The organism is Sphingobacterium anhuiense, from assembly GCF_042686355.1.
GTDB lineage: Bacteria > Bacteroidota > Bacteroidia > Sphingobacteriales > Sphingobacteriaceae > Sphingobacterium > Sphingobacterium anhuiense.
Genome location: NZ_JBHUPE010000001.1, coordinates 458213 through 479292 on the forward strand (window position 1 = coordinate 458213; position 21080 = coordinate 479292).

Here is a 21080-nt window from a genome sequence, read left to right on the forward strand (position 1 = left end):
AATTAGTAAAAATTATACAAATAACCAAATTTATTAGCTCAAAACATGAAATCACACACATTATACATCATTACGGACAGCAACAGACAGTTCTTAAATGTAGATATCACATCAGACTTTAACCGGGCGATGAACGAAATAAAAAGCAGCTGCAACATTTTCTTTCCAAATGGCCCACACTTAACTCGTGTCGTTTATATGGAAAAATTTGATTGTCAGGAACACGCTGAAAAGAGACAATTTGAATTAAATCACTTTACACGGATGCAGAAGGAGAAGCTCATCAGAAAACAAAATGCGAATTGGAACAACCTATGTCCAACTAATATGGATACTTCCAAAAAAAAATCGGTTGTTTATACTTCATAAACAACCGATTTAAAATTTTTAAGAGAATGTATTAATCACCAAAACCTAGTGAATCACGCGGTCTTATTGCCGCTGCATCATTATTGGTAGATAAGACGTCAGAAGCATCATCATCTCCAGAAGTTGATAACCCTTCTTCTTGAGTTGTACCACCATTTTGCACATCTTCCAGACCGTCGATTAACATCTCATCATCTACAGCGGTTGAATCTGAGACAACCTCTTCACGAGGCGGACGAGGAGTTTCACACTTATACTTCTTTGTAATTTCCACAGTTGGAGCAGGAAATTTACCCTGCGTATAGCCTAACTGCTTATCCTTATAAACAGATTCCATAAATAAACCAAAAATTGGTAGCGCAGTTTTAGAGCCTTCACCGGTCTGCGAATTTTTAAAATGGATATTTCGATCGTCACAACCGACCCACACCGCAGTTACCAGATCTTTGGTAACACCCATGTACCACCCATCTACATACTCCGAAGAAGTACCCGTTTTTCCACCAATCTCATTTTCCTTATCAAAAAGATCATACTCCCATAATGCCTGTGAAGTCCCTCCCGGCTCTTCCATTCCTCCGCGAAGCATATAAGTCATCAACCATGCATCTTGTTTATCCACTACCTGCTTACGTTCAGGTTTAAAAGTTGCAATTACCTTTCCGTCATAATCTTCTATTCGAGAAACAAGAATAGGTGTTACACGTTCACCGTGATTCATCATGGTAGCATAACCATTTACCATTTCAAAAACTGAAACATCATTTGGTCCCAAACCGATCGATGCCACAGGGCTCAATTTACTTTCAATTCCAACTCGATGTGCAGCTTCAACAATTTTATCAGCCCCTACTTTCTCTGTCAGTTGAACTGTAATCGAATTTACCGAACGCGCCATGGCCCAACGCAATGACATATCCCGATAGCTAAAATTCCAGTCAGCATTTTTAGGCTCCCAGACTTCAATTGAATCTCCTTTATCAATCTTGATGGTTACGGGCTTATCTTGAATCTGATCACAAGGTGTCATACCGGATTCCAATGCAGCTAAATAAACAAAAGGTTTGAATGTAGAACCTGCCTGTCTTTTAGATTGATTAACATGATCATATTTAAAAAACTGATGATCGATACCTCCTACCCACACTTTAATTTCAGCAGAATAGGGATCCATACTCATCACACCCGTATTTAACATCGTTACATAGTATTTGATCGAATCAACAGTGGACATCTCTACTTTTTCACGCATCCGCTCTCCTTTCCAAGAAAATACTTCCATTTCTTTTTTACGGTTCAAGTAGAAATCAATACTGTCAGTACGTTGATCATATTTTTTCACCAAAAATTTATAATAGTCTGTCTTTTTTACCAAGTTTTCAATAAATCCAGGAATTACCTTACCAGACAAATCACGCCAAGGCTCTTCACTACCCCATGCATTCTTCAATCTCCGTTGCAATACCTGCATCTGCTTCGCAACAGCTTCCTCGGCATGTTTTTGAAGTTTTGAATTGATTGTAGTATAAATCTTTAGACCATCCTTATAGATATCCATATCATTTTCATCAGCCCACTTCTCCAGCCAACGCTCTACCGCTGCCCGTAAATAAGAATCTTCACCCGCATGTATATCTTTGTTCTCAGTACGTAATACCAATGGCTCCTTTGACAACTGATCAACCTGAGTTTGATCAATATACTTAGCCTTCTCCATTTGAGTTAAAACGACATTTCGGCGCTCACGCGATTTGTCTAGATTACGCATAGGATTATAAATTGTTGTTCCCTTCAGCATACCCACTAATACCGCAGCTTCATTGATGCTAAGTTCACTTGCATTTTTACTAAAATAACGTCGTGCAGCCGTTTGGATACCATATGAATTATTACTGAACGAAACTGTATTTAAATACATCGTTATAATTTCATTTTTTTCATATCGTGACTCCAATTTATAAGCGGTCATCCATTCCTTAAACTTGGTTACAATTAAACCAACACCAGGTATTTTACCAAGAAGACCTCCCGATTTATTATAACGTGTACGATATAAGTTTTTTGCCAATTGCTGCGTAATTGTACTAGCACCTCTTCTATCTCCCGATAAAGTAGAAACAATACCAGATCCGAGACCTAAAAAATCAACTCCGCTATGTTTATAAAAGCGAACATCCTCTGTAGCCACCAGCGCATTGATCACATTTTTAGATATGCTGTCAAAAGCCACTGGATTACGGTCTTCATCAAAATAACGACCTATCAAAACACTATCTGCAGTATACAATTCGGTTGAGATATTAACACTGGGCATCGTAATATCCTTTTTTGTAGGCGAGTAGCCAAATAGCCCCAAAAAGTTAAGCTGTATAGCACAAACAAGGACGATTAAAAAATATATAGCAATTGCTATATAGCGTATATATTTATTCTTAATACGTTTAAACATATGGTAAAGGTCTAAAAATGTTTTGTGAAAACAAGCAAAAAAAATAGCTTTTACATGCCATAAAGAAGAATTAACGAAATTTAACATTTCATTATTCCAATTCTGATAATTAGGAGTATAAGATTATGGATAGCTACAAAAATTATACCCAAATACCTTTTCCATGTATTTTTGTTTCTTAAATCAATATAATTTATATAAATTTATATTCGAATTAGTCATAGAAAAACATGTTAAAGCAAACCTTACAACAAAAGTTATTACAAAAACTATCTCCACAGCAGATTCAGTTTATTAAACTTTTACAGGTTCCTACAGTCTCTTTGGACGCACGCATTAAAGAAGAATTAGAGGAGAATCCAGCACTTGAGGACGGCAGTTTAGCAAACATGGCCGAACCGAACGAAGAATACCCAGATCGCGATCCAGATGAGAGTTTTGATAGTGAAGAAAGCTTCGACAGCGATGAGTTCAACGTAGATGAATATATCCAGGAAGATGATTATACTGATTACTCCAACAACTATAATTATACTGACGAAGATGATGATAAAAAAGAGATTCCCATTGCTGTACAAGATTCATTTTTTGAGAAATTACAACAACAGCTCGATTTACTAGCCTTAGATGACCGTGATTTCTTAATCGGTCAGCAAATTATTGGAAGTTTAGATGATGATGGCTATCTACGTCGTCCAATATTAAGTCTCATTGATGACCTTGCGTTTTCTCAAAATGTTATCGCTACTGAAAGCGAAGTATTAGAAATGTTAAAGGTTATTCAAGATTTTGAACCGGCAGGTATCGGAGCTCGTGATTTACAGGAATGCTTGCTGATACAATTACAAAAGAAAGATCAAAATAATCCAACCATCATTCAGGCAACTAAAGTTGTAAAAAATTATTTGGATGAATTTACCAAGAAGCATTATGATAAACTTGAAAAATCGCTAGGGTTAACCTCAGATGATCTTAAAAATATTGTAAATGAAATTCTAAAGTTAAATCCAAAACCAGGTGATTCAGGAGCTGTTGCAGGTAAACAGTTACATGTCATTCCCGATTTTCACATCATTAACAACGATGGAGTACTTCATCTAACATTAAACGGACGAAATGCACCAGAACTACGTGTTAGTCGTTCTTACCAGAACATGTTCGAACATTATGAGAAATCCGATCAAAAGGATAAAAAAATGAAAGAAGCTGTTCAGTTTGTAAAACAGAAACTCGATTCTGCGAAATGGTTTATCGATGCGATCAAACAAAGACAGCAGACATTGCTTAAAACAATGAATGCCATTATGGAGTATCAGTATGACTACTTTTTAACAGGTGATGATGTTAAGCTTAGACCGATGATATTAAAAGATATTGCCGATCGTATAGGTATGGATATCTCGACTGTATCCCGTGTTGCCAACTCAAAATATGTACAAACAGAATTCGGTACATTTCTACTTAAATCATTTTTCTCCGAAGCTATTCAAACAGAATCTGGAGAAGAGGTATCCAATAAAGAAGTTAAAAAGATCTTAGAAGAATGCATCGCAAATGAAGATAAACGCAAACCTCTTGCTGATGAAAAGCTGACCGAAATCTTAAAAGATAAAGGTTACAATATCGCTAGACGTACCGTTGCAAAATATCGCGAAGCACTCAATATACCCGTTGCACGTTTACGTAAAGAATTATAATAATTAAAAGGCCACCTATAAAGTGGCCTTTTAATTATCATTTCATCTCATTTTTCTCCTCAATTCAATTAGATTATTATCTTTGTGTTTGAAAATAAAAAAAGTAGCAAATCACACTTTGTTTTATACATGGTTTCTTGTCAAGAATAGAATCACTGACATTGGATTTAGCTAAAATGACTGTCGCACGCATACAATATAAAAAGTTTTAATATTCGGACGTAGTAATAAACTAAATAGTTTTATCAATAAAATCATGATTAATCCGCATCTTTTATAGTTAGATGTTAAAAAGTTCATTTTATTATTACGCTACTATTTACAAGGAAATTAAACTGTTATAATTTAAGTACACACAACCCTTACTATAATATTTTTTTTAAAGACGAATGAGAGCAACAAAAATTGTTACCCTTACAGCCTTACTAGCGACCTTAGCCTGTGCTACAAAAGCGCAAGAACGAGATGATAGAGCTACTATCTTAAATTTCAAAGGAATTCAATTCCATAGCAAAGATTCCCTTTTCTACACAAACTTCAGATTTAGAATGCAAAACCGTGCCGGTTTCACAGAAAAATTAGACGGAGAAAAGAACGGTGAATGGGATGCACGTGTACGTAGACTTAGAATGCGGGTCGATGGTTACATCTACACACCTAAGATTAGCTACTCATTACAATTAGCTTTTACAAGAAGTGATCAAGATTTCGATGAAACCGGTATTCCAAATATTGTACGTGATGCCGTTGTATTCTATAACTTTACTGACGATTTCTACATCAGTTTCGGTCAAAACAAATTACCAGGAAATAGGCAACGCGTCAATTCATCTGGACAGCTCCAGTTTGCAGATCGTTCCTTAGTGAATACCAGGTTTACTTTAGATCGTGATTTCGGAATGAGTGCCAATCTGAGTAAAAAAATTGGCGAAGTACCTATTAATGCAAAAGTTGCCATATCAACAGGTGAAGGTAGAGCTGCAAGCGGAACAGATGGAGGCTTATCTTACACAGGTAGGGTAGAATTTTTACCATTCGGCAATTTTGAAAATGGAGGCGATTATTCCGAAGGAGACATAGAGCGTGAAGAAACACCAAAACTATCTATTGGGGGAGGTTACAGCTTTAACGACAGAACAACCCGTATAGGTGGTCAAACGGGTAAATATGTTGAAAATCCTTTTACTTTAAAGACCAGCTTTATAGATGCAATTTTTAAATATCAGGGTTTTGCTTATCAAGCCGAGTATATGCGTCGTGATGTCGACAATCCAATGAACATCGATTTACAGGGAAATACCGCCTATGCTTATAAAGGTTTTGGAGTTAATCAACAGATGTCTTACCTGATGAATCATGGATACGAGGTGGTAAGCCGCTATACCTTTGTCCAACCTCACAAAGATATTCGGGCATATGAAAAACAAACAGAAATTATTGAAGCTGGTATTAACAAATATATGAAAGCACATCGCTTAAAATTTAATTTGAGTGGTAATTATACTTTTAAAGATGGTCAATTTGACAATGCCGATCAAAAGAACTCCTGGGGGTTTCTATTTCAGGTTGAGTTAGGAATTTAAAGATAAAAAGGTTCAGTTTTAACAACTGAACCTTTTTATCTTCTATTACTCTTCATCCAACTCTTCGAATTTTTGTAAATCAGATTCAGCGCCTACCTTATCACCTAAAGATTCCCGTATTGCAGCACGATACTGATAAAGATCTGAATAGTAAGGATTCAAGTCTATAGCACGATTATAATCCAATAAAGCCTCCTCCTGCTTTCCTACACGTTCGAACATATCTGCGCGAAGTACATACGGATAAAAGTCATCCTTCATTAAGGCAATCAATTTAGAATAATCGACGATAGCATCTTCAAATTTCCCTAATCTTTCAAAAAGCGAAGCCCGCTCCTCATATATGGCAGTATGTTCAGGATTCAGAGATGCCGCTTTTTTATAATCCTCAAGAGCGGCGTCATGTTCGTGTAGACATTCCAATAACTTTGCTCGTAAAATATAAGCAGAAACACAATTTTCATCAATTGATAAAGCTTGATTACAATCCTCAAGGGCTTCTATATACAAAGTTAATTTACTGTAGATTGCCGCACGGTAAACATACCATTCTGTTTGATTATCCGCCATATTGATTCCTTGAGAATACAAACGAATAGCTTTTTGATAATCATAAATGTGTACATATTCCAAAGCGAGCTTCGTTAAGACATCTAATCGTTCTGGATCTTGTTCCCAAGTGCTTTCCAATTCCTGAAGTTCCAGCTGGTCCATTTTAAGCGTTTCTAAATAGGAAAGATGCTCATGCCACTCTAGCAGACTGTGATAATTGAAATCGAGACGTTTTGCGACTTGATAATCATAAAAAGCTCCCTCATCATCATCTAAACATCGATTCAGTATACAGCGACAGGCATAAAAATAAGGTTCTTTGGGGAAATCAGTAATCGCATTTGAATAAATCTGGATAGACTTATCAAAGTCTCCTTTCATAAAATAGCATAATGCCAAATAACTATATCCTAATGCCGTTACCTGGACTTTTTGAGCCTCATAAAGATATTTGGTTGCATCGTCTTGACCGGCTTGCATACTTAGCATACCTTTTAACAAAAGTGACGCAACAGGTTCCAATTCCTTAGCAACTTCCAATTCACTCAAAATATCTCGATACTCTTCTTTTATGTTAATATTAAAATTTAAAAGCTCCCGGATCGGTAAATATGCAAAACTAGCGAGTAAAGTAGTAGTCCCTCCCTTTACATTAAAATCTACTCTAATCCGCTCCTCACTAAATAATTTTCGAAGTATATGTTGAATCTGTTGCATACGCAAAGGTACAAGGATGTACAGCAAAACAGAAATATATTTCGCTATTCCATTTATTCTGCAAATGAAAAACAAATATTCCTACAAAACGAAAAGGCTTAAACTATCAGTAGTTTAAGCCAGTTCTATTGTCATAGGGTAGTTTTAGACTAATTCGTCACTATATACATAGCGAATCTCCTCTCTGAGATTATAGCGTGAAGACATTACTTCACCATATGCACCAGCGGTACGTATAGCAACAAGATCTCCTCTTTTCGATAATGGCAATGTGACCTCTTTTCCAAAACAATCGGAGCTTTCGCAGATAGGTCCTACAACATCATAATTGATAAGTTCTGTTGCATTTGCATCTCCAAGCTTTTCTATTTTATGAAAAGCCTGATATAATGCAGGTCGCATCAATTCAGTCATACCTGCATCTAATATTAAAAAGTTCTTCTTAACACCATTCTTTACATAAAGTACTTTACTGATTAAAGAACCACATTGCGCAACTAATGCACGCCCTAACTCAAAATGGACTTCCTGTTGTGGAGTTCTTTCTAAGAATTTATCAAAAATATCAAAATATGCTTCAAAATCAGGAATTGCATTCGTATCTGGGTTATGGTAATCCACTCCCAATCCACCTCCAACATTTAAAACTTTGATGATGACACCACGTTCTTCAAACCAATTTTTCCATTCATTCACTTTCACACAAAGGCTCTTGAATACATTCATATCTGTTATTTGAGAACCGATATGAAAATGTAAACCAATAAGTTCGATATTCTCACACTTCCGTATCACAGCTGCAGCTCTTTCAAGTTCCGCATTTGTAACACCAAATTTATTCTCATCTAATCCCGTTGTGATATAATGATGGGTATGTGCATCTACATTAGGATTAATACGTAATGCTACTTTAGCTTTTCTTCCCTGAACAGCGGCCAACTCATTGATCACCTCCAATTCCTGAATAGACTCGACATTGAAAGCAAAAATATCGTGCGCTAAAGCAAGATTAATTTCCTTATCCGACTTACCTACACCAGCAAAAGTGATCATTTTTGCATCAAAACCTGCATTAATAGCCTGTTGCACCTCATTTCCACTTACACAATCTGCTCCAAAACCTTTACTTTGGATCATTTCAAGCAAACGGCTGTTGAAATTTGATTTCAAAGCAAAATGCACATGGAATCCACGCTTACCGGAAGCGGCATAAGCCGCATCCAACGTTTCTTCCAAAACGTTCAGGTCGTAGTAATAAAAAGGAGTTTCCTTTCCTACGAACTGACTCTCTATATTTTCGTTTTTCATTTTGGTTATTTCAATTAAAATAAACGGTTGTGTAACGAGCGTAATGCTTCCACTTTATGATCCGTGTCCAACAGAACTGATACATTATAATCCGAACCTCCATATGAAATCATTCGGACCGGTAAGTGTTTTACAGCATCCAATACTCGGGCCGCATACCCATGTGTATTCAAGTCAAAATCACCTACCACACATACGATGGTTTGGTGTTCATCCACCGACACAGTCCCAAAATCTTCGACTTCTTTAATGATATCCTGTAGATTTTTAGTATCGTCTATCGTTACAGAAACAGCAACCTCCGATGTTGTAATCATATCAATTGGTGTCTTATAACGTTCAAATATTTCAAATACACGACGCAAAAAACCATAAGCCAAAAGCATACGTGAAGAATGAATATGAATAGCTGTGATACCATCTTTAGCGGCTATTGCACGAATACTACCCTTTTGACCACCTTCTTTACTAATAAGCGTACCTTTAGCCTGAGGATCCATCGTATTCAACAAGCGAACCGGTACATTATATTTTTGAGCAGGAAATACCGATTGCGGATGTAAAATTTTTGCACCGAAATAAGCTAATTCTGCCGCTTCGTCAAAACTCAAATGCGCAATTGGGGTTGTATTTTTTACTATTCTCGGATCATTATTATGCATTCCGTCGATATCGGTCCAGATCTGAACCTCTTCAGCTCCAATAGCAGCACCGATTAATGACGCAGTATAATCCGATCCTCCACGACGCAGATTATCTACCTCACCAAAAGAATTACGACAAATAAAGCCCTGCGTTATAAACAACGTATTATCAGGATAATTGGCAAGTAAAGGAGTCAATTTCTCTGTTATATAGTCTACCACAGGCTCATTATCCTCGTCAATCTTCATAAAATCTAATGCCGGTAATAATACGGATGGAACATTGATTTCTGTGAGATGAAAATGGAATAAAGCAGTTGACATCAACTCCCCCTGTGCTAAAATGATCTTATCTTCTACAGGAGTAAAAATCTCATGTGCAAAACTTTCAATAAAATTAAAATGCGAATCGATTAAGCTCTTGCCGTTTTTATATCCAGCTTCAGTTTTGAACAATTCCTTAATGAGGTCTTCGTACTTGTCTTTATGCTTCTTTATTAATTCCTTCGCCAAGTTCTTATCATCTGCAAGATATGCTTGACCAATTTCTACTAAAGCATTTGTTGTCCCAGACACAGCTGACAACACCACAACTTGACGCTCAGAAGGGTTTACAATATCTAACAACCCCTTGATGCGCTCTGCACTACCGACAGATGTACCACCAAATTTTAAAATTTTCATACTGAATTACATTATATTTAAATTTTGCCGTGAATATAGGCAATTACTTAGTTTTTTTGCAAAAAAATGCGGCACAAATACATAATGTTTTTGTGCCGCATCATTTTATTATGCGGAAGAATTACTTCTTAAGATTCTCGATAATCAATTGTGCCAATTCAACACCGATACGTTCTTGCGCTTCATTTGTTGCGGCACCAATATGTGGTGTCAAAGAAATTTTTGGATGTTTCAAAATCTCCAATCTCGGAGTAGGCTCATTGTCAAAGACATCTAATCCCGCAAAAGCTACCTTACCAGAATCCAAGGCTTCGATTAAAGCAAGTTCATCAATTACACCGCCACGGGCAGCATTAACTAAACCAACTTGATCTTTCAACAATGCAAATTCAGCTTGACCTATTGCTGGCTTATCTAAGAAAGGAACATGTAAAGTAATAAAATCAGAAGTTTTCAATAAATCTTCCATGGATACTTGATCTACTGGTAATTCCACTTCAAATCCTTGAGTCAGGGATAAAGTTAACGTTTTAGGCCCATCAGCTAGATCGTAATACACAATATCCATCCCAAGACCTAATCCAATCTTCGCTGTCTCACGTCCAATACGTCCAAAACCAACCACACCCAATGTTTTCCCTCTCAGTTCAGTTCCGCCTGCATACGCTTTTTTCAAAGCACCAAACTTACTCTCCCCAGATAAAGGCATTTGACGGTTTGAATCATAAAGAAAACGTACTCCATTTAATAAATGAGCAAATACCAATTCTGCAACTGATAAGGAAGAAGCAGCTGGTGTATTCAACACCGCTATTCCTTTGGAGCGTGCGTAGTCGACATCAATATTATCCATGCCGACGCCACCACGTCCGATCACTTTTAGGTTTGGACAAACATCAATTAGGGCTTGTCTAACTTTCGTTGCACTACGTACCGTAATGGCATCGTAAGCTTGTAATTTTTCCGCTAATTCTTCCTGCGGAATATGATTTGTATCTACTTCAAATCCGGCATCCTCCAAAAGTTGTTTTCCAGCTGGATCGATACCATCATTTGCTAATATTCTCATGATATAATTTCGATTTTATTTTTTCAATTCTTCAAACTCTTTCATTGCATCTACCATAGCATTGATGCTTGTTATCGACAATGCATTATAGATTGATGCTCTAAAACCACCAACTGAACGATGACCTTTAATACCGATCAGTTCACGTTCTTTAGCTAAAGCCAAGAACTCAGCCTCTAATTCTGCAGAATCCATGACAAAAGTAACATTCATACGAGAACGATCTTCTACGGCAGCAGTTCCTTTGAAGAATGGGTTACGATCAATTTCATCATACAACGTACGAGCCTTAATGATATTCTCTTGTTCAATAACCGCTACACCACCTTTTGCTTTCAACCAGCGTAAGTTAAGAAGAGATACAAAGATGGAGAAAACAGGAGGCGTATTGTACATTGAATCTGCCGAAATATGAGCAGTGTAATCCAAAATAGATGGAATCACACGTCCCTTTTTACCTAAAATCTCATCTTTAACGATTACTAAAGTAGCGCCTGCAGGACCCATATTTTTTTGTGCACCAGCATAGATAAGATCAAAATCACTCACATTAATCTCACGACTCAAAATATCCGAAGACATATCAACGACAATTGGCGCACTTGATGCTGGAACATCAAATACTTCCGTTCCGTAAATTGTATTATTTGACGTATAATGAAAATAAGCTGCATCAGCAGGAACAGTATATTGCTTTGGAATATAGGTATAATTTTTATCGCTCGATGATGCTACAACCTCTACATTTCCGATCTTCTTTGCTTCTTTAATTGCTTTTGAAGCCCATACACCAGTATCCAAGTAAGCTGCTTTACCATTTTCAGGCAACAAGTTTAACGCCACCATTGCAAATTGTAAACTTGCACCTCCCTGTAGGAACAAAATAGAATATCCTTGCGGCACATTTAACAATTCGCGAACCAATTTAGTTGCTTCATCCAAAACTGCTTCGAATTCTTTGGATCGATGCGAAATTTCTAAGATGGATAAACCAGTATTATTAAAATCAATTACAGCTTGTGAAGCTTCTTGAAAAACTTCCTTTGGCAGAATGCAAGGACCTGCTCCAAAATTATGTTTCATCGATATATAGTTTGTTTTTTTGTATACTTTCTACGGTTCGACTAAGCAATCGTTTGCTTTCCGAAGATCAAAGGTACAAGTTTTCTTACTTAAATTTCAACAAAAAATCAATATTAATGAAATTTAGAAAAAAGTAACACCGAAATGATAAAAAGATAACATAAAATACTTGAAAAAACATTAAAAATGATATTATGTCTAACCTATAATAAGATCACTTTCCACGCTTGCTCAACCTCTCCTTTTTTTAATAACTTCTGTGCATAAAGTTGTAAATGTATCAAACGACTATTTTCATCACCAATAAATGCATTAAGGAGATCGAAAATTTCTGGTTCATCACGGATAGCATCAATCTCCATATCATCGGGTAATTGTTCAATACGAAGTAACTGCTGTAATTCTTCTTCTGTAAATACAGAAGAAACTTTAACAAACGGTGGTAAATCTGAAAATTGCATATAAAAAAAGCTGACCTTTAAATAAAATTCAAAGGTCAGCTTTATCTAGCATATTCAAAATAGCTATTATAACTTTTCGATCATACGATCCGCAAATTCACTTGTTTTCACGAGCGTTGCATCTTCCATTAAATTATAAAAATCAACTGTTACAGTTTTGGCTTTAATTGTTTCGCTCAATGCTTTAACTATAGCATCCGCCACTTCTTGCCATCCCATATATTCGAACATCATCACACCACTTAAAATTACCGAGGAAGGATTCATTGTATCGGTATTTGCAAACCGGGGTGCGGTTCCATGCGTCGCCTCAAAGACAGCATGCCCAGTATTATAATTGATATTTGCCCCAGGAGCAATACCAATCCCCCCAACAATAGCAGCAAGGGCATCTGAAATATAATCGCCATTCAAATTCAATGTAGCAATAACAGAATAATCACGCGGATTTAGTAAAATCTGTTGCAGAAAATTATCTGCAATGACATCTTTAATTAACAGTTTACCAGCAGCCAGGGCTTCCTGTTGCTCAGCATTAGCTGCAGCATCCCCTTTCTCCGCCTTAGTTCGTTCCCATTGACCCCAGGTATATGTTTCCTTAGCAAATTCTGTCTCGGCTAATTCATAACCCCAATTTTTAAAAGCCCCCTCTGTAAACTTCATAATATTACCTTTATGAACCAAAGTCACAGAAGGTAATTTATGCGCTAAAGCATGTTCAATTGCTGCACGTACAAGCCGTTTAGAACCTCTTTCCGAAACCAATTTAATTCCCACCCCCGTATCATTCGAAAAATTATAATCGACATGAAGTTGATTACGAAGAAAATCTTGAATTTTAGTCGCATCTGCTGTACCCGACGCAAATTCAATACCGGCATAAATATCTTCCGTATTTTCACGAAAAATAACCATATTAACATATTCCGGATGCTTAACAGGTGATGGGACACCCTCATACCACTTTGTAGGACGTTGGCAAACAAACAAGTCTGATTCCTTACGCAAGGCCACATTGAGAGAACGGATACCACCCCCTATCGGCGTTGTTAACGGTCCTTTAATACCAACTAGATATTCTTTCAGTACATCAAGTGTCTCTTCCGGCAACCATGCTCCAGTTTCATCAAATGCCTTCTCTCCAGCCAGTACCTCTTTCCATTCAATTTTCCTTTTACCACCATACGCAACTTCTACCGCACGATCAAAAACTCGAACCGAAGCACGCCAAATGTCAGGGCCTATACCGTCGCCAATAATAAATGGAATGATGGGCTGATCAGGCACCTGTAGCGGTCCATCCAGAGACTTTGTTATTTTACTTGCCATAGTTCAGTTTATTTATCTTTATTGAACATGTTTCCAATTTCCTTACTAATCTTTCTGAAGATCGGCGCCGCTTGCACATCTTCATATTCATCAATATGTTGATTGTCTACCCGGCTCGGAAATACAAGGACCACATTTTCATTCTGATGAATACGTTCCAATTTCTTTGCCAAACCATCTAAAGAATCACGGTAAGATACCTCACCATAACGCGATGAAACATAAAATAAAAATGCATTATCCTCTCTAAATGACTTTAACCCCTGCATATGATCCCAATCATCATAGATCTTATAATTGACAGGAACTGAATTTTTAATTTCTTCCAGAAATATTTTAGTAGCCTCTTCAGTACGTTTATCACACACAAAAGTGACCGAAATTGTAAGCTCCTGTCCTAATTTAAGCACTTTTTCTACCCAATATTCAAATCCAAATTCGGATTGGGCCAAAGGTGGTGCGAAAACAATAATTTTATTATGCGTAATAAAAGGTTTCTTAAATTGGCACATCATAACATTTGCAGAAGTACGGTTTAAAATACTTTCAGACTTCTCACCAACAATTTTATCGACAAAATTACTTGCACTTGGCCATCCTAATAAAATACAGTCAGCCATCACCTCTTTTGCACTACGGCTAATTCCACTCGGAATATTATAATCAATCGTAGTAGCAATACTTACTTCGGTTTCACTACCAGAGGCATATTTTACAATATTATCCAAATTTTTACGCGCTATTGCCATATTCTTTTCCGCTTGCTCATTATCCTTAACAACGGAAACAATACTTATGGGATAATGCGATTTTTTGCTTCGCATCAATGTAGCAAAATCCAGAAGCGGTTTCATGTTCTCCATATTTGCTAATGGTATCAGAATATGTTCATCATGTTCCTTCACAATATTGATATGGCTTTCGTCCTGATCTCCATCCATTACTATTTTTTTCGATGCACCTTCTGTCACAATAGTTGCAACAATACAGGTTACCAAAATCAATAAGATTGTACCATTCAACACATTTTCATCGATAATCTCATTTTTATACCCGACCATGATCACAGCAAGAGTTGCTGCAGCGTGTGAACTACTCAAACCAAAAATAACATTTCGCTGTCCTGAGCTATATTTAAAAACCAATTGCGTCATCCATGCGGCTCCCCATTTACCCAAAATGGCAACAACTGTTAATGTTGCCGCAACAATTAAAGCCTCCGGTCCGCGTAGCAGCACACTGACATCCACGATCATACCTACGCTTATTAAAAAAAACGGAATAAAGATCGCATTTCCAATAAACTCAATACGATTCATCAGGGCGGACGAATGCGGAATTAACTTATTCAACGCTAATCCTGCAACGAAAGCACCAATAATTGGTTCAAGCCCCGCGATTTCAGACAAGAATGCGGCAAAGAAAACAATCGATAATATAAAAATATAATGTGAAGTTTTTTCACTTTCAATACGTTCGAAAAACCATTTCGCAATGCGAGGAATCACGCCAAACATGATAAAAAGGAAAATTGCGAAAGATACACCTAAAGTAACCCAAAATTCCTGTCCGATATTCCCTTGCGAAGCTCCGGTGATCACTGCCAAAATAATCAGAACAGCAGTGTCCGTTAATATAGTTCCACCTATAGTAATAGCTACAGCTTCATTTTTAGAAATACCATAACTATTTACAATCGGATAAGAAACCAATGTATGAGTAGCAAACATACTGGAAATCAAAATGCTGGCTAAAATACCATAATCCAAAAGATAAAAACAGACCGGGAAACCGATAGCAATAGGAATAATAAATGTGAAAAAACCGAACCATAAACTCTTATGCTTGGTTTTTTTAAACTCATTCATATCCAGTTCCAGACCAGCTATAAACATAATATAAAGCAAACCTATCGTAGAGAAAAGGTCCACTGCAGAGTTTTTCTCCAACCAGTTCAGTCCATGCGGACCAATGACAACACCAGAAATAATCAAACCTATAATGCCCGGAACTTTAATTGAACGTAATAAAATGGGCGATAATAAAATAATAAATAAGACGAGCGCGAAAATGAGTACTGGACTTTTTAAAGGTGCTTCGAAAGCATGCGATAAGTGATCTAATACGTTTCTATTCATAAATATATAAGCTAAATCTAGTATACATTTGAGTAAGATTTCTGGCAGAAATCCCCTTATCAAACTTCTAAAAGTAAAATATTTATTTCGGAACTACAATTAAAGCACTTATTTATTTGAAAGAAATCGCGCGAATTGGGCTGATTTTAGTGATCAATAGAGAAGGGATAAACAAAGCTAACATTCCAATAATTAATAGCGAAACATTGATTAAAATGATATCCGTCCAAAACAACTTGACAGCTACATAAGAGATGTAATAGGTTTGCTCATCTAATTTGAAAAAATGAGTGTAATCTTGAAAGAAATATAAACCCAGTCCTATAAAGTTGCCCAATAATAAACCTAAACCAATTAAATAGAGCGCATTATACATAAAAACACGTCGAACTCCATCATTATGAAAACCAAGTGCTTTTAAAATACCGATCATAGAGGTGCGCTCTAAAATTGTAATCAGTAAAGCTGAGACCATATTGATGACCGCAACTAAAGTCACTAATATAAAAATAATAGTAGTATTCATGTCCAGAAGATCTAGCCATTGAAAGATATCTGGCACCTGTTCACGGATGCTTATAGCATGCATATCCATTGGAACCAGATCATCAAGCTCATCAGTTGTTTGTTGCAACTTTGAAAAATCTTGAATACGAACCTCATACCCCCCCACAGCTGTACTATCTAAATTATTAAGTTTACGAATTAAATCTAAAGAACCTATCACATAAACCTTATCCAATTCTTCAGAACCTGAGTTATAAATTCCTTTAATCTCAAATTTTCGCTTACGAATAGGCTGTTGAACGAAATACATAATAAAATCATCACCAACCTTTAGCATCAACCTATTGGCAAGATACTTAGATATCAAAATTTGTTCTCCCGGTCCTTCTTTTTGTTTTAGATTTAATGTATCACCCTCGACCAATATCTTTTTTAAATAATTTTGATCATAGTTGATATCAACACCCTTTAATAAAACTCCCTCCACCTCATCGTTAACATTGATAATCCCAGGTTTTGTAGCAAAAGAATTTACACTAACTACATTTGGATGATTTTTAACCGAATCCCACTGTATTGAATCTAAAGCAATGGGTGAGTTTTCGTAGGAATTGTTCAGATCGTATCGCAAGACCATGATATCACCAAAAAAACCACGCTGTTTAGCTGTAATTTCAGATTTGAATCCTCGCAATACACCAACAGAGAGAATAATTGCAGCAATTGCCAGAGCTATTGCTCCTATAGTAATGCGCACAATCAATTTGGAAAAAGTTCTTTTTCCTAAAAAAGTGATTCTCTTGGCTAAAAAGTATGGAAAATTCAAGCTTTTAAATTATTTATGTAACTTCGCAAAGTTAAAAAAAAATGTGAAGCAGCCTATTTTATTCCTGTTGTTTCCATCATCTCAGTATTAAAACAACAAAACATAGTCTATTATGCGCATCATATTCATGGGAACCCCGGACTTTGCCGTCGCTTCATTAGATGCCCTTGTGCAATCTGGTGAAAATATTGTAGCTGTCATAACAGCACCTGACAAACCAGCAGGTCGAGGACAAAAACTTCATCAATCTGCAGTCAAAGTATATGCTGAAGCTCATAATATACCCGTATTACAACCTGTAAAATTAAAGGATGCTGATTTTCTAGAAGAACTGCGATCTTACCAAGCAGATTTACAAGTAGTCGTAGCATTCCGAATGCTACCAGAAGCTGTCTGGAAAATGCCTCCTTACGGCACGATCAATGTCCATGCATCGTTATTACCTCAGTATCGTGGCGCCGCACCAATTAACCATGCGATCATCAACGGGGAAGAAGTTACTGGAGTATCCACATTTTTATTGCAACATGAAATTGATACAGGAAGTATTTTACTATCCAAAGAAGTTACAATTGCGCCAGATGACAATGCCGGAATTTTGCATGATAAACTGATGCATACAGGAGCTGAAATACTGCTCAAAACTATAGCAGGTTTAAAAAACAATACCCTTACACCAAAAGCACAGAGCAACTTATTAGCGGAAAGTGAATTAAAACATGCGCCTAAAATATTTAAAGAAAACTGCCAAATTGACTGGAAAAAGGATGTCGACAGCATTTATAACTTGATTCGTGGCCTAAGCCCGTATCCAGCAGCCTTTACCAGCCTAGACAATAAAGTATTAAAACTATATACAGTATCCAAAGAATATGCAACCCCAGATATTGCACAGGGAGATTATAAAACGGATGGAAAAACTTATCTTAAATTTGCAGGCAATAACGGCTATATCAGCGTAAAGCAATTACAGATTGAAGGTAAGAAAAAAATGGAAATCATTGACTTCTTAAGAGGGTACCGCTTTTAGTCGCTTTGCTCCTCCTCTTTCGTTACCTCAGCCGTATCCGCGACATATTCCATGATATCTGCTGGCTGGCAATGCAATGCATGACAGATAGAAGCCAAAGTATCCAAACGCAATGCTTTGGCTTTTTGATTTTTAATAATCGAAAGGTTTGACAGTGTGATGCCTACCCTAGCACTAAGCTCATTCAATGACATTTTGCGATCGCGCATTACTTTGTCTAAATGTATAATAATTGGCATAATCAAAATTATATGTTTATTGAAAAACATGTATTTCATAAAAAAGTTTTGGTCATCGAAAATTTAATTTCTTGTAGAATCAAATGTATCATTTTTTTTTAGAAATTTAGTTTTTCAATACGATTCTTAGTCGCAATTCCGTTACACAAGCAAAGCGCATTCATTACCAAATGATTACAAATTTATTTAGAAGTTCAAACACTATTATGACCGAATTCAGTCATTTTGGAATAATTTTTGTTGCGTTATAAAGTAAATAAAATTCCTCATAATCAACAAGATATAATCACATATCAACAACAAATATTAAAATAATTCGTTTTTATTTTGTATTTTTGCAAACATTTCAGAGAAGAAAGGTATTAATATAATTAATGAGACAGCTCAAAATTACACAATCGATTACCAATCGTGAGTCACAGTCGTTAGACAAGTACTTACACGAAATTGGTAAAGTAGACTTAATTACAGCAGAAGAAGAAGTTGAATTAGCACAACGTATTCGCGAAGGTGACCAAGTTGCCTTGGAGAAATTGACTAAAACCAACTTGCGTTTCGTCGTATCTGTAGCAAAACAATATCAGAATCAAGGATTAACCTTAGGTGATTTAATCAACGAAGGTAACTTGGGCTTAATAAAAGCAGCTAAGCGTTTTGACGAAACAAAAGGTTTTAAATTTATCTCGTATGCGGTATGGTGGATTCGTCAATCAATCCTTCAAGCTATTGCAGAGCAATCTCGTATTGTGCGTTTACCTTTGAACCAGGTCGGTTCATTAAGTAAAATTAGTAAAGCATTCTCTAAATTAGAACAAGAGTATGAACGCGAGCCTTCACCAGAAGAATTAGCAGACATCCTTGAAACAACAGTCGATAAAGTTTCGGATACATTAAGTAACTCTGGAAGACATGTCTCTATGGACGCACCATTCGTGCAAGGGGAAGAAAATACCCTATTAGACGTATTAGAGAATCATGATCCAGATACCGATAGTTCCCTTATCGATGAATCTTTATCTGAGGAAATCAGACGTTCACTGTCAACGCTGACAGAGCGTGAAAGAGAAATAATTGTATTATTTTTCGGACTTGGATCAAACCACCAGTTATCCTTAGAAGAAATCGGTGAAAAATTCAATCTTACCCGCGAACGTGTCCGCCAGATCAAAGACAAAGCTTTACAACGCTTACGTCATACATCTCGTAGCAAGATCTTAAAATCTTATTTAGGTTAATAGTATTAACAGTATTTCTTAGATGCGCAGCCAAAAACTGCGCATTTTTTGTTCTATTAGATTAACACAGTCATTGCTACTCACTGTCAACGTACTGAACACCATCATTTAATTATACCATATTTACTTATTTCTTTGACCAGGTGCAAATGGTTTCGCAGATTTTGCTCCAACAGCTTTCTTGGCTTGTCCAGGTGGTACTTTACCACTATTTCCAGCGGTTCTCGTTGTATAACATGAGGTTAAAAATACCATACAAATAAAGGGCAATACTAAACAAATCTTTCTCATAATAATTATGTTTTATTATAAAAGACTAATAACGTGCCAAATATACGTTTGGATACAACGCAACTAATAGAATATATTAAAGTAATCTAATAAATCTTCCAATTAATAGCTATTCACCTAGTCTTCTAAGTTGATAATATATAATTCAAATTATATCTCGTTATTTTGTTTATATAATATCTATAAATTCTTTAAGAAATAGATAACCATATATAACTGAAATCGGGGATTTTAAAATTATAAATTCGCACGATCTTTATAGAAAATAAAACAGACAATTTTAACAGTAAAAAATGAATATGCAACAAGTGCTCATCCTTTTTATATTATCTCTATTTTCATTCAGTTGTTCAAGGGAAACTTCCGCATCGGATATGATAATCATTAAAAAAGATTGGTCTGTGCTAGATCTTGAATTTGAAAAATCCACAATTGAAGATTTTATTGTATTTGCATCATCAAAAAACATAGAATTTGAAAGAGATTCTTTATTCTCTTATAGTGAATACGATAGTATAGAATTTTCTAAAGATGACGATTATGAACAGACAATTTGTTTTACAAACGAACAGCTTGGTTTAAAATTTATTTTCTCTCAACAAAATGAAGGTGAGGATAAGCAGAATGCTAATCATACTTTCGAAAAATATGAAATTTCAAATTTTTCAAAAGTTAAATTTGCAAATGGCCTATTACCAAAATTTCCATCAAAGGAACGAGATCGAATTTTCGTCAAAGATTCTTTATTAAACAGCATAGATTTGTATGAGGCCTACAGCAAAAATAATTACATTACTGCTGGAGTACAAAAAGTAAATGACTCTATTTTTGAACTAAAAATAATCATTGGATCACAAAAAATAAATTAA

18 protein-coding genes are annotated in these 21080 nt (G+C 36.0%); 6 read left to right on the forward strand and 12 right to left on the reverse strand.

Going from position 1 to position 21080, the window contains the following annotated elements; translation table 11 throughout:
- Positions 1–45 precede the first annotated feature (45 nt).
- Entirely contained in the window at positions 46–369 is a 324-nt protein-coding gene (locus ACFS6I_RS01955; RefSeq protein WP_132845561.1) for a GIY-YIG nuclease family protein, read from the forward strand.
- A 31-nt stretch (positions 370–400) separates the two neighbouring features.
- On the opposite strand, the gene ACFS6I_RS01960 is transcribed toward ACFS6I_RS01955, so the two are convergent.
- Positions 401–2818, reverse strand: a complete 2418-nt coding sequence (locus ACFS6I_RS01960; RefSeq protein ID WP_380917815.1) for a penicillin-binding protein 1A — start codon at positions 2816–2818, stop codon at positions 401–403.
- A gap of 230 nt (positions 2819–3048) precedes the next feature.
- On the opposite strand from ACFS6I_RS01960, the gene rpoN reads away from it, so the two are divergent.
- The gene (gene rpoN / locus ACFS6I_RS01965) at positions 3049–4515 is read left to right on the forward strand and encodes an RNA polymerase factor sigma-54 (protein ID WP_021189499.1); all 1467 of its coding nucleotides are present in this window, start codon (positions 3049–3051) and stop codon (positions 4513–4515) included.
- Between the two features lie 389 nt (positions 4516–4904).
- Positions 4905–6098 carry a porin gene (locus ACFS6I_RS01970; RefSeq protein WP_021189498.1) on the forward strand — a complete coding sequence of 398 codons (1194 nt, stop codon included), beginning with the start codon at positions 4905–4907 and terminating at the stop codon, positions 6096–6098.
- Between the two features lie 45 nt (positions 6099–6143).
- Here the strand turns inward: ACFS6I_RS01970 and ACFS6I_RS01975 are convergent, their stop codons facing one another.
- The 9 genes from ACFS6I_RS01975 to ACFS6I_RS02015 all read right to left on the reverse strand — a co-directional run bounded on the left by ACFS6I_RS01975 (position 6144) and on the right by ACFS6I_RS02015 (position 17416).
- Complete coding sequence (locus ACFS6I_RS01975; protein WP_380917818.1) at positions 6144–7367, reverse strand: tetratricopeptide repeat protein; 1224 nt, start codon at positions 7365–7367, stop codon at positions 6144–6146.
- A 144-nt stretch (positions 7368–7511) separates the two neighbouring features.
- Positions 7512–8675: a diaminopimelate decarboxylase gene (gene lysA / locus ACFS6I_RS01980; protein ID WP_380917820.1), complete on the reverse strand. Its 1164-nt coding sequence runs from the start codon at positions 8673–8675 to the stop codon at positions 7512–7514.
- A 14-nt stretch (positions 8676–8689) separates the two neighbouring features.
- Complete coding sequence (locus ACFS6I_RS01985) at positions 8690–10003, reverse strand: aspartate kinase (protein ID WP_132771096.1); 1314 nt, start codon at positions 10001–10003, stop codon at positions 8690–8692.
- 121 nt (positions 10004–10124) lie between these two features.
- Positions 10125–11072, reverse strand: coding sequence for a D-2-hydroxyacid dehydrogenase (locus ACFS6I_RS01990; protein ID WP_380917822.1), 948 nt, complete (start codon positions 11070–11072; stop codon positions 10125–10127).
- Between the two features lie 15 nt (positions 11073–11087).
- On the reverse strand, positions 11088–12155 hold the full coding sequence (serC, locus tag ACFS6I_RS01995; RefSeq protein ID WP_380917824.1) for a 3-phosphoserine/phosphohydroxythreonine transaminase: 1068 nt from the start codon (positions 12153–12155) through the stop codon (positions 11088–11090).
- Between the two features lie 203 nt (positions 12156–12358).
- Positions 12359–12616, reverse strand: coding sequence for a hypothetical protein (locus tag ACFS6I_RS02000; RefSeq protein ID WP_380917826.1), 258 nt, complete (start codon positions 12614–12616; stop codon positions 12359–12361).
- Positions 12617–12682: 66 nt separating this feature from the next.
- Positions 12683–13945 carry an NADP-dependent isocitrate dehydrogenase gene (gene icd / locus ACFS6I_RS02005; RefSeq protein ID WP_380917828.1) on the reverse strand — a complete coding sequence of 421 codons (1263 nt, stop codon included), beginning with the start codon at positions 13943–13945 and terminating at the stop codon, positions 12683–12685.
- Between the two features lie 8 nt (positions 13946–13953).
- Positions 13954–16083 carry a cation:proton antiporter gene (locus ACFS6I_RS02010; RefSeq protein ID WP_132771092.1) on the reverse strand — a complete coding sequence of 710 codons (2130 nt, stop codon included), beginning with the start codon at positions 16081–16083 and terminating at the stop codon, positions 13954–13956.
- A gap of 112 nt (positions 16084–16195) precedes the next feature.
- Positions 16196–17416 (reverse strand): ABC transporter permease, encoded by a 1221-nt coding sequence (locus ACFS6I_RS02015; RefSeq protein ID WP_380917830.1) that lies wholly within the window; start codon positions 17414–17416, stop codon positions 16196–16198.
- A gap of 112 nt (positions 17417–17528) precedes the next feature.
- Here ACFS6I_RS02015 and fmt point away from each other — a divergent pair, with 112 nt between their 5' ends.
- A complete protein-coding gene (gene fmt / locus ACFS6I_RS02020) occupies positions 17529–18446 on the forward strand; it encodes a methionyl-tRNA formyltransferase (protein ID WP_132845458.1) in 918 nt (305 codons plus the stop codon).
- On the opposite strand, the gene ACFS6I_RS02025 is transcribed toward fmt, so the two are convergent.
- Positions 18443–18685, reverse strand: a complete 243-nt coding sequence (locus ACFS6I_RS02025; RefSeq protein ID WP_021189490.1) for a helix-turn-helix domain-containing protein — start codon at positions 18683–18685, stop codon at positions 18443–18445. The genes fmt and ACFS6I_RS02025 overlap by 4 nt on opposite strands.
- 374 nt (positions 18686–19059) lie before the next feature.
- Between ACFS6I_RS02025 and ACFS6I_RS02030 the strand changes: the two genes are divergently transcribed.
- Positions 19060–19920, forward strand: coding sequence for a sigma-70 family RNA polymerase sigma factor (locus ACFS6I_RS02030; protein ID WP_021189489.1), 861 nt, complete (start codon positions 19060–19062; stop codon positions 19918–19920).
- A gap of 123 nt (positions 19921–20043) precedes the next feature.
- On the opposite strand, the gene ACFS6I_RS02035 is transcribed toward ACFS6I_RS02030, so the two are convergent.
- Positions 20044–20211 (reverse strand): quinol oxidase subunit 4, encoded by a 168-nt coding sequence (locus ACFS6I_RS02035; RefSeq protein WP_380917833.1) that lies wholly within the window; start codon positions 20209–20211, stop codon positions 20044–20046.
- 293 nt (positions 20212–20504) lie between these two features.
- On the opposite strand from ACFS6I_RS02035, the gene ACFS6I_RS02040 reads away from it, so the two are divergent.
- Positions 20505–21080, forward strand: a complete 576-nt coding sequence (locus ACFS6I_RS02040; protein WP_380917835.1) for a hypothetical protein — start codon at positions 20505–20507, stop codon at positions 21078–21080.